Raw genomic sequence first — 8,203 nt, forward strand, 5'->3', positions numbered from 1 at the left:
GAAACAAACCAAAGGTTATTCCCATGATGCTCCCCCTCCCGCGCCCCGTTTTCGATGCCAATTCCAGCGGCAAGGCGTTTGGCAACCTGCCCGAATGGGATTTGACCGATCTTTATCCAAGTCCAGAAAGCCCGGAATTCAGCCGCGACATGGCGTCGCTGGAAACAGCCTGCGCCGATTTCGCCACCCGCTATGAAGGCAAACTCGCAAACCTGACAGCCGCCGAAATGCTGGGTTGCATCCATGCCTATGAGGCGATTGACGTGACTGCCGGGCGCATCATGTCTTATGCGGGCCTGCGCTATTATCAGAACACGATGGACAGCGACCGCGCGAAATTCATGGCCGACGCGCAAGACCGCATCACCAATTTCACCACGCCTTTGGTGTTTTTCAGCCTTGAGTTCAATCGTTTGGAAGAAGCGCATCTGGATGGCCTGCTGGTCGCCAATGCCGATCTCGCCCGCTACAAACCGGTGTTTGAGCGTATGCGCGCCATGCGCCCACACCAGTTGTCGGACGAGTTGGAGAAGTTCCTGCACGACCAATCCACCGTCGGCGCCGCCGCATGGAACCGGCTTTTCGATGAAACCATGGCAGGCCTGACATTTGAGGTTGCAGGAGAAGATGGCGCCCTGAACCTGGAGGCGACATTGAACCTGCTGACCGATGCTGACCGCAGCAAACGCGAGGCGGCGGCACACACCTTGGCCGGTGTATTTGACAAACATATCAAGCTGTTCGCGCGCGTTCATAACACGCTCGCCAAGGAAAAAGAGGTCGAGGATCGCTGGCGCAAAATGCCCACCCCACAAACCGGCCGTCACCTTTCCAACCATGTGGAGCCGGAGGTGGTGGAGGCACTGCGCAACGCCGTTGTCGCCGCCTACCCGAAACTTTCGCACCGCTATTACCGGCTGAAAGCGAAATGGATGGGGCTGGAGGTGATGCAGGTCTGGGACCGCAACGCGCCTTTGCCGCAAGATGCCCCGCGCGTGGTCGATTGGGAAACGGCCCGCAAAACCGTGACCGAAGCCTATTCCGCCTTCAGCCCCCGCATGGCCGAGTTGGCAGAGCCGTTTTTCACCAAAGGCTGGATTGATGCCGGCGTGAAACCCGGCAAGGCACCGGGGGCATTCGCGCATCCAACCGTGACAACGGTGCATCCTTATGTCATGCTCAATTACATGGGAAAACCCCGCGATGTCATGACCTTGGCGCATGAATTGGGCCATGGCGTGCATCAACGCCTTGCTGCCGATCAAGGCGAACTTCTGTCCTCCACCCCGCTGACCCTCGCCGAAACCGCAAGTGTTTTCGGCGAAATGCTGACCTTCCGCAAGCTGCTCGATGGCGCCAAAACCAAGGCGGAACGCAAGACCCTTCTGGCGGGAAAGGTGGAGGATATGATCAACACCGTCGTCCGCCAGATCGCGTTTTACGACTTTGAATGCAAACTCCACGCCGCCCGCGCGACAGGTGAGTTGACCCCCGATGATATCAACGCGCTCTGGATGTCGGTGCAGGCCGAAAGCCTTGGCGATGCGTTTGAATTCATGGACGGGTATGAGACCTTCTGGGCCTATGTTCCGCATTTCGTCCACTCGCCGTTTTACGTCTATGCCTATGCCTTCGGCGACGGCCTGGTGAACGCGCTTTACGCGGCTTATGCCGATGGGTTGCCGGGGTTTGAGGAAAAATATTTCGACATGCTGAAAGCTGGTGGGTCCAAACATCACAAGGAATTGCTCGCCCCCTTCGGGCTTGATGCCTCCGATCCCGCCTTCTGGGACAAGGGGTTGAGCATGATCTCCGGCTTCATTGATGAGCTGGAAGCGATGGAGGATTAAGCCCTTGACGCGCGACGAGATCAACGCTTTCTGCCAATCCCTGCGCGCGTCAACCCATGTCGTGCAATGGGGCGGGTCCGATGTCTGGAAGGTCGGCGGCAAGGTGTTTGCGGTAGTCAGCGACAGCGGCGTCAGCTTCAAAGCCTCCGAAATTGCATTTGAGGTGTTGCAGACGCAGGACGGTCTGCGCCCTGCCCCCTATCTCGCCTCTCGTGGTTTGAAATGGTTGCAGAATTACGGGCCGCCCGGCGGGCTGTCCGACCCGGAATTGCGGCGGCATATTGAAGCGTCCTATGATATGATCCTCGCCGGGTTGACCAAGAAAAAACGCGCGGAATTAGGGTCTTAGGACGGAACGAACCCCGCTGCGGCCACCCGTTCCAGAAAGTCATCAACCAGCCGCGGTTTGCCCGCATTCAGGCAATTCAAACCGAAATACCAATATAAAAACGCGTCATGCGGCCAATCTGTCGCTTCCGCCTGTGCGATCCCCGCCGCCATGCCTTCCGATGTTTGCACCGTCACCGCGCAATGATGAAAGTCACTTTTCCCGCACAGAACCACCGGAACGCCATGCATCATCGCCTCCACCCCCACGGCGGAATTGATGGTGACGCAGATTGACGCCGCCGCCAGAATGTCATGGATATTGCCCTGCGTGATGCGAACACGGGCGTCACGGTCAGCAATGCGCGCCAGAAACCGAAGGGTGGCAGGGTCCGGGTCCAGCGGATGCGGCTTGATGACAATCGCGCGTGGATCGTCGCGGACAAGCAGCGCCTTGACCATCTGGCGCAAGGTCAGATGGCAGGTTTCCATCAGATCGCGGTGGCTTTCCGATTGCAGAAACACGGCGATGCAGCCCGTCGGCACCGCTATTGTGCGCCGGGGCTGCTCATACCGAGACTTGCGGGTATGCATCCAACGCTTACGCAGACGGTTGGCGAAATCTGCGGCAGCTTCCATGTCTATCTTCTTGTGATCAAAAGGTTTTTCCGCAAGGGAGGACAGCGCCCGGATGCCCCAGGGGTCAAGGTTCCAGAACGGATAAACATAGGCAATCCCGGTGTTCAACACGCGGGAATGCCGCTCGGCGCCGTGATCGACGATGTGGAAATCATCATCTGCGGCCACTGTCGCCAGCAGCGTTTCGCGCTCATGCGGCACCAATCGCACCGCAAACCCGCGCGAAGCCAAACCTTCGGTCAGGCGGGTGTAATAGGGTTTCAGGGCATCGCTACCGCGCAGAACCGCCGTGGGGAGGTGAAAGACAAAGCCGCTCACGTCAACGCAATCACCTCCGCCCCCGCAAAAATCTTGTCGATCATAGCGGCGGTGCCTTGGGTGAATTCCAGCGGGCAAGGATAGGGCGCGCCAGAGCGGATGCTGTCGCCGAAATTCTGCACTTGCAGCACATATTGGTTCACGCCCGGCCAGCGTTCGGTGGTGACCCGCATGCCTTGGCGCAATTCCAACTGCGCCTCGGCAAAGACATTCGCGTTGAACGGGGGCGGTACGCCGTAGAAGGCCTTTGCCGCAATGCAAATTAATTCCTTGCGGGTGGTGCATGGCAAAGAGGTGGTGGCCGAATAGGTAAACCGCCCCATCGGCCCCGCCATGATCCCCGTCACCTGCGCCCAGGTATCGACACCGTTTTCCTGCTGCATCCGGGTGTGCAACGCCTGCGGTTCCGCCCCGGTCACAAAACGGGCAGAGCCGTAAGTATAAACGCCGATGTCATAAATCCCGCCGCCGCCGGTTTCCGGTTTGTTGCGGATATTGCCGGGATCGGCGCGGTTGTCATAGGTGAACACGCCGTCAACGTGGGTCACATTGCCAATCGCACCGGACTGCACCAAGTCCCGCGCGCGTTGCCATTGCGGGTGATGCACAATCATAAAAGCTTCCGCCGCGAGCAGTCCGGATGCGTCGCGTGCCGCGATGATTTGCGCGATCTGCGGCGCTTTCAGGCAAATCGGCTTTTCACACAGCACATGCTTGCCCGATGCCAACGCCTTCAACGTCCATTCAAGATGCACATGGTTCGGAAGTGGAATATAGACCGCATCAATCATTGGGTCCGCCAGCAGCGCATCATAGCTGTCATGCAAGCGCGCCGCCGGAGCAAAAGCCAGAAACAGCGCGGCCTTGGCGGGATCAGAACTGGCAATCGCAGCCAATTCAGCGCCTTTGGCAGCATGGATCGCCGGTGCCATGTGCTCTCGCGCGAATTTTGACGCACCAAGAACGCCCCATCGGATTGGTTTGGTCATTCTGCCCTCCGGTTTTTGCTGGCGTCAGGCTAATGTCTTTGGCCCGCAGGGTGAACAGATATTCGTCGGCCCTTACGCCTTCGCTTCGACATAACCAGCGAACCGGTCGAGGATTGCCTGCCAGCCGTCGCGCTGTTGCGCCTCGGAATGGCTGTCCTCTGCCTCAAAACTTTCGCGAACGATCACGCCATCGGGCGTAGGGGTGAATTCCACCTGAACCTCGCGCCCATCCAGTGCTTCCGCCAGACGCGAGACGATCAGGCGCGGTTCCTCCACCACAAGGTATTGCCCCGAAAAATCAAAGCCAAGGCTGCCGTCTTTCGCCTCCATCCGGGATGAAAACCGGCCACCCGCACGCAGGTCCACCGTTGCGGCGGTGGTGTGCCAATCATCCGAGGCGGCATTCCACTGTTTGATATCCTCCGGCGTGGTCCAGCATTGCCAGACCAGATCAATCGGTGCGTTCACCTTTGCCTCAATCGTGATTTTCATGCCGTCCCCTCATGCTGGTTTCGCTGCATCAAAGCAAAAAACCCCGCAGCAGGCAATTTGCAAGCGGCGGGGTCAAAATTTTCGACGAAAATTTTCGCCTGGCTTCAACACCGGGCTTTACGCCGGGATCAGCATCCCCTTGTCGCGCGCCAATTCCCGCATCTTGTCTTGCAGTTTCTCGAACGCCCGCACTTCGATCTGGCGGATACGTTCGCGCGAAACCCCATAGCTTTCCGAAAGCGCCTCCAGCGTCACCGGCACATCGTTCAGACGGCGCTGGACCAGAATATCCTTTTCGCGGTCATTCAGAACGGCCATCGCCTGCATCATCATTTCGCGCCGCGTGTCCAGCTCATCCTTTTCGGCGTAATCCCCGGCCTGGTCGCTGTCTTCATCCTCCAGCCAGTCCTGCCATTGCGCCGTACCTTCGCCTTCGGAGCCAACAGTCGCGTTCAGCGAGGCATCGCCGCCCGACATCCGCCGGTTCATCGAAATGACCTCGGCCTCAGTCACGCTCAGGTCTTTGGCGATCTGCGCGACATTTTCGGGCCGCAGATCGCCTTCTTCCAACGCGCCGAGTTTGGCCTTGGCCTTGCGCAGGTTGAAAAACAGCTTTTTCTGCGCCGATGTGGTGCCCAGTTTCACCAAAGACCACGACCGCAGGATATATTCCTGAATCGAGGCGCGGATCCACCACATTGCATAGGTCGCCAGCCGGAAACCTTTTTCCGGGTCAAAGCGTTTGACGGCCTGCATCAACCCGACGTTCGCTTCGGAAATCACCTCTGCCTGCGGCAGGCCGTAGCCGCGATAGCCCATTGCGATCTTGGCGGCCAATCGCAGATGCGAGGTGACCATCTGATGCGCAGCCGTGCTGTCCTGGTGGTCGACCCATCGCTTGGCGAGCATGTATTCTTCTTCCGGCTCCAACAACGGGAACTTCCGGATTTCCTGCAAATAGCGGTTCAGCCCTTGTTCCGGGCTTGGTGCTGGCAGATTTGCATAAGTACTCATCTTGACCCTCCGTCCCCAATTCGACTGTTGCCGTGCCGGGGATAGGCACATCTATGAAGTCGGAACCGTCGCCACAAGGGCAACCCGTAACACCGACCGTTCTCATGTCAATATACGTCATGGCGTCCGGGTTCCGTCGCCAATCGCGGATTATGTCGCACTCCTCACGGCAATGTCAGATTTATTGCCGCAAAACAGTTAACAAATCGGCCATGTCCGATGGCAACTCCGATGAAAACTCCAGCATTTCACCCGTAACCGGGTGTTCAAAGCCCAAAGTCGCGGCATGCAGCGCCTGACGCGGGAATGCCTCCACGGCGGCAACTGCGGCGGGGCGGATCGCTTTGGGCGACAGCTTGCGCTTACCGCCATAGGTCGGATCGCCGATCAAACCGTGCCCGGCATGGGCCATATGCACCCGGATCTGATGGGTGCGCCCGGTTTCCAACCAGCATTCCACCAGCGCCGCAACCGGCGGCGCGCCAAAGACTTCCAGTGCCCGCGCCCGCGTGACCGCATGACGCCCGGTGCCCTCAAAGAACACCGCTTGCCGTTGCCGGTCGGTGCGGTGTCGCGCCAGATTGGTGGCGATGCGCAGGATATTGCCCGGCTCGAAACTGGTGCCTCTGATGCCGCGCAGGCGCGGGTCGGCGGCGTCCGGCGCGCCGTTGACCAGCGCCAGATAGCGGCGATGCACGGAATGTGCCTCAAACTGCGCGGCCAACCCGTGATGCGCGCGGTCCGATTTCGCCACCACCAACAGGCCAGAGGTTTCCTTGTCGATCCTATGCACAATGCCGGGGCGCTTTTCGCCGCCCACCCCTGACAGATTGCCACCGAAATGATGCAACAGCGCATTGACCAAAGTGCCATTCCAGGAACCCGGTGCCGGATGCACCACCATGCCCGCTGGTTTGTCGACCACGATCAGGTCAGCATCTTCCCAGATCACCACCAGCGGAATATCCTCCGCCAGGGTATCGACATCGACCGCTGATTCCAGCGTCAGCGCGTAAACCTGCCCAGCCGCCACTTTCGCCTTCGGGTCCGTAACCGCCACACCCTGCAACAAAACCGCGCCTTCCGCGATCATCTTCATCAGGCGCGAGCGCGACAATGACGCTTCTTCTGGCACATCGCGGGCAAGCGCCTTATCAAGGCGGTCAGGCGGGGACTCCGCGATGATGACGCGCAAGACAGGCAAGGATGGATCGACCATGGAACAGGCTCCGGCACCGGACGGACTTCCGCCCAGCTTGAGGTTTCTAAAAGGGTTGGTGATCGTCCTGACGATGACCATGATTGTCGCGGTCATAACGGTGGTTTGGCTGCTTGTCACCCGCTTGCCGCAAGCGATCGGCAGTGTTACCCCCCTGCCGCCCGCCGAGATCAGCTTGCCGCAAGGCGAAGTGGCGCAGGCCGTCACCTTTGGCAAGGGTTGGACCGCCGTTGTCACTCAAAGTAACCGCATCCTGATTTTCGACGCGGGCGGAACGCTGCGCCAGCAGGTGGAGGTGGAGATTGGCGGCTGAACAGCGCCACGTCACTGCATTTGGCGGTGCGGGACGGACCCTCCGGGGAAAGGCGCAGTCATGACCGAAAGCAACGCGCATCTGGCAGATGAAATCAGTCGTCAATCCTCTATGATCGAGGGGGAGCTGTGGCCCCGCAATTTCCTTGCCAGTTTCGCGCTGCTGCTTGCGGGCATCTATGTGTCGCTCTGGTACATCCTGCCCGCGATCCTCGCGCTGTTTGCCACCGATCTTTTGGCGATCCGCTACATGCGCAACCTTCATCCTGACCGAGAGCCGCTGCGGTATCAGGTCGTACTGATCCTGGTATTCCTGCGGGAGTTCAGCTTCACCATCGTCGCCGCTGCCGTCTGGCAGCATACCGAAGGCTTTGCGCAACCGCTGGCCATTGGTATGGTCACCACCCAGCTGTTGCAACTGGCGATGATCCGGGCAATCCATCTGCCCATCGGCAAGATCGGCCTGTTGGGCGCAACGATCCCCGTTCTGATTGGCAATATGATCTTCTGGCAGGCCAACGGGCTGACTGACGTCGGTTTTCTGCTGACTACGCTGGCCGGATGCGGCGGTCTGGCATATGGCCTGATTGCGATGCAATCGAACCACCGCATCCATATGGCCTCCACCGCCGACCGCGCCGCGGCTCTTGCCGCCGACAAGGCCAAAAGCCGTTTTCTGGCCCAGATGAGCCATGAATTGCGCACCCCGCTCAACGCGATTCTGGGCATGGGTCATGCCGAATTGCGCCGTAGCACGGATGTTTTGAGCCAGCAACGCCTTGCAGTGCTGATCGCCTCTGCCGAAGGGTTGTCAACCATTCTCGACGACATTCTGGATATGTCGGCGGTCGAGGAGGGCCGCCTGCCGCTGCGCCCGGCTGCGGTCGTGCCCAGCGATGAAATCGCGGCGACGCTGGCATTGTTCCAGCCGGGGATCGAGGAAGCCGGGCTGGGCCTGACCCGCGATATTTCGGCGGCACTATGCCAACCCCTGATGCTCGATCCGCAGCGTCTGCGGCAATGCCTGTCAAACCTGTTGTCCA

9 protein-coding genes are annotated in these 8,203 nt (G+C 59.5%); 4 read left to right on the top strand and 5 right to left on the bottom strand.

Translation table 11 applies throughout. The annotated features are described in order from the left end of the window. Positions 1-23 precede the first annotated feature (23 nt). Both L0H65_RS09815 and L0H65_RS09820 read left to right on the top strand, forming a co-directional pair. On the top strand, positions 24-1,850 hold the full coding sequence (locus tag L0H65_RS09815) for a M3 family oligoendopeptidase (RefSeq protein ID WP_301458694.1): 1,827 nt from the start codon (positions 24-26) through the stop codon (positions 1,848-1,850). A 4-nt stretch (positions 1,851-1,854) separates the two neighbouring features. Then, positions 1,855-2,199, top strand: a complete 345-nt coding sequence (locus L0H65_RS09820) for an MmcQ/YjbR family DNA-binding protein (RefSeq protein ID WP_301458695.1) — start codon at positions 1,855-1,857, stop codon at positions 2,197-2,199. Here the strand turns inward: L0H65_RS09820 and L0H65_RS09825 are convergent. The 5 genes from L0H65_RS09825 to L0H65_RS09845 all read right to left on the bottom strand — a co-directional run bounded on the left by L0H65_RS09825 (position 2,196) and on the right by L0H65_RS09845 (position 6,848). Next, positions 2,196-3,134: a hypothetical protein gene (locus L0H65_RS09825; protein ID WP_301458696.1), complete on the bottom strand. Its 939-nt coding sequence runs from the start codon at positions 3,132-3,134 to the stop codon at positions 2,196-2,198. The two genes, L0H65_RS09820 and L0H65_RS09825, sit on opposite strands and share 4 nt — an antisense overlap. After that, the gene (locus tag L0H65_RS09830) at positions 3,131-4,123 is read right to left on the bottom strand and encodes a Gfo/Idh/MocA family protein (protein WP_301458697.1); all 993 of its coding nucleotides are present in this window, start codon (positions 4,121-4,123) and stop codon (positions 3,131-3,133) included. Before L0H65_RS09830 ends, L0H65_RS09825 begins: the two co-directional genes overlap by 4 nt. A gap of 72 nt (positions 4,124-4,195) precedes the next feature. Further along, on the bottom strand, positions 4,196-4,615 hold the full coding sequence (locus L0H65_RS09835) for an SRPBCC family protein (protein WP_301458698.1): 420 nt from the start codon (positions 4,613-4,615) through the stop codon (positions 4,196-4,198). 117 nt (positions 4,616-4,732) lie between these two features. Then, positions 4,733-5,629, bottom strand: coding sequence for an RNA polymerase sigma factor RpoH (rpoH, locus tag L0H65_RS09840; RefSeq protein WP_301458699.1), 897 nt, complete (start codon positions 5,627-5,629; stop codon positions 4,733-4,735). A gap of 181 nt (positions 5,630-5,810) precedes the next feature. Beyond that, positions 5,811-6,848 (bottom strand): RluA family pseudouridine synthase, encoded by a 1,038-nt coding sequence (locus L0H65_RS09845; protein ID WP_301458700.1) that lies wholly within the window; start codon positions 6,846-6,848, stop codon positions 5,811-5,813. Between L0H65_RS09845 and L0H65_RS09850 the strand changes: the two genes are divergently transcribed. Beyond that, entirely contained in the window at positions 6,847-7,161 is a 315-nt protein-coding gene (locus L0H65_RS09850; RefSeq protein WP_301458701.1) for a DUF6476 family protein, read from the top strand. The genes L0H65_RS09845 and L0H65_RS09850 overlap by 2 nt on opposite strands. 60 nt (positions 7,162-7,221) lie before the next feature. Further along, positions 7,222-8,203: HAMP domain-containing sensor histidine kinase (locus tag L0H65_RS09855; RefSeq protein ID WP_301458702.1), on the top strand; the 982-nt coding region annotated here is incomplete at its 3' end.

The sequence above is a fragment of the Pseudorhodobacter sp. genome (assembly GCF_030452865.1).
Taxonomy (GTDB): domain Bacteria; phylum Pseudomonadota; class Alphaproteobacteria; order Rhodobacterales; family Rhodobacteraceae; genus Pseudorhodobacter.